The sequence below is a fragment of the Paraburkholderia sp. SIMBA_027 genome (assembly GCF_046535315.1).
Taxonomy (GTDB): Bacteria; Pseudomonadota; Gammaproteobacteria; order Burkholderiales; family Burkholderiaceae; genus Paraburkholderia; species Paraburkholderia tropica.
In genome coordinates, this window is record NZ_JAWRWY010000575.1 from 1 (window position 1) to 272 (window position 272).

At 62.9% G+C, this 272-nt stretch carries 1 protein-coding gene; it reads left to right on the forward strand.

The window, feature by feature from the left end:
* A partial coding sequence (locus SB764_RS40310; RefSeq protein WP_410866797.1) for an AMP-binding protein occupies positions 1-272 on the forward strand: 272 nt, incomplete at both ends.

Genomic DNA, 272 nt, shown 5'->3' on the forward strand with positions numbered 1-272 from the left:
GCCATCGCGACCCGGCTTACCTGGCTGAGGTGATTCGCACGCAGCGCATCACCGTGATCCAATTTGTACCGGCCATGCTGCAGCAATTTCTCGAACTGGAAGCGTCGGCGTTGTGCAGCAGCCTCACCGACGTTTTTTGTGGCGGTGGTGAACTCACCGAAGCCTTGGCCCGCAGCGTCCGGGCGCGCTTGCCCCAGGTGCGCTTGCACAACGTCTATGGCCCGACCGAAGCCACGGTCGACAGCTGCATCTGGACCCTGCAACCCGATGCG